The following is a 1,511-nucleotide window of genomic DNA, read 5'->3' on the forward strand; positions in this document are numbered from 1 at the left end:
TGTCCGTCGTCAGAACATTCGGCACAACTCGCGGCGTAGATTAGCGGAGTGCGGACCTCGTCAGGGGGTTGATGTTAGGCGGCGAACTTGCGGTGCTGCAAGCGCCGATGATCGATGGTCTGTCGCTTGATCCTTTCGCGCAGTTTGATGATTGCCGGAGCCCTGCCGAAGTAGGCGTCGGCAGGCGTCACGTTGGCCAGGCTCTCGTGGTATCGCTGGTGATTGTAGTGCTCGACGAAGGTCTCGATGTGGGCTTCGAGGTCGCGGGGCAGGAAGTAGTTTTCCAGCAAGATGCGGTTTTTCAGGGTCTGGTGCCAGCGCTCGATCTTGCCCTGGGTTTGGGGATGACACGGGGCGCCGCGGACATGGCTCATCTTCCGGGCCTCGATGTATTCCGCCAGCTCACCCGCGATGTAGCTGGGGCCATTATCGCTGAGTAGCCGGGGTTTGTGCAGCACCGTGGCGCTGTCGCAACCAGAAGCCGCCAGGGCGAGGTCCAGCGTGTCGGTGACGTCCTCGGCTCGCATGTTGGTGCACAGCTTCCAGGCGATGATGTAGCGTGAGAAGTCGTCGAGCACGGTCGACAGATACATCCAGCCCCACCCGATGATCTTGAAGTAGGTGAAGTCGGTCTGCCACATCTCGTTCGGCCGCGTGGTTTTCGTGTGGAACTGATCGGCAGCCTTGATCACGACATAGGCCGGGCTGGTGATCAGGTCGTGGGCCTTCAACAAGCGGTAAACCGTGGATTCCGACACGAAGTAGCGCTGCCCATCGGTGAAGCGTACGGCCAGTTCCCGGGGGCTCAGCTCAGACTGTTCCAGCGCCAGCTCGATGATCTGGTCGTGGATGCCCGCCGGGATGCGGTTCCACACCCGGCTCAGCGCCGATGGCCGATCTTCCAACGCCTCCGGCCCGCCTTCGAGGTAGCGATCATACCAGCGGTAGAATGTCCGACGAGGGATGCCGAGTTGGTCCAGCGTGCGCTTGGCCGACAGGTGCGACTGCTCGACGGTTCTGATGATCTCGAGCTTCTCGGATGCGGGATACCTCATTCGTCGTTGCCCCCATCCGCGACCATGCTTTTTTTGAGCAGACGGTTTTCCAGTGTCAGATCGGCCACGCATTCCTTCAGGGCCCGGGCTTCGCGGCGCAGATCCTGGACCTCTCCGGTGGTCGCGGCACGGGCGGTGTCGCCGGCCAGGCGGCGCTTGCCAGCTTCCATGAACTCCTTCGACCAGGTGTAATACAGGCTCTGGGCAATGCCTTCCTTGCGGCATAGCTCGGCGATGCTGTCTTCCCCGCGCAGGCCATCCAGCACGATGCGGATCTTGTCCTCGGCCGAAAAGTGGCGCCGGGTCTGTCGGCGGATGTCCTTCACTACCCGCTCTGCTGGGGCCTTGGCGAGCGATTTTACATTCGAGGATCTGGGCTTCATCTTCGTTCCTTCGTCACTACGACGAAGCCCAGATCCTCCTTAAATCACAACCTCAAATCTGTGCCATTGGTGC

General features: G+C 61.0%; 1 protein-coding gene. It reads right to left on the reverse strand.

The window, feature by feature from the left end:
* Nucleotides 1–74: 74 nt before the first annotated feature.
* Nucleotides 75–1,438 (reverse strand): IS3 family transposase gene (locus AX709_RS04385; protein WP_443026326.1). Its coding sequence is split into 2 segments (ribosomal slippage): nt 75–1,088 and nt 1,091–1,438, totalling 1,362 coding nucleotides; the frame shifts between segments, so codons are not numbered across the junction.
* Between the last annotated feature and the right edge of the window lie 73 nt (nt 1,439–1,511).

The organism is Sphingomonas sp. CCH15-F11 (assembly GCF_001557005.1).
Lineage (GTDB): Bacteria > Pseudomonadota > Alphaproteobacteria > Sphingomonadales > Sphingomonadaceae > Sphingomonas.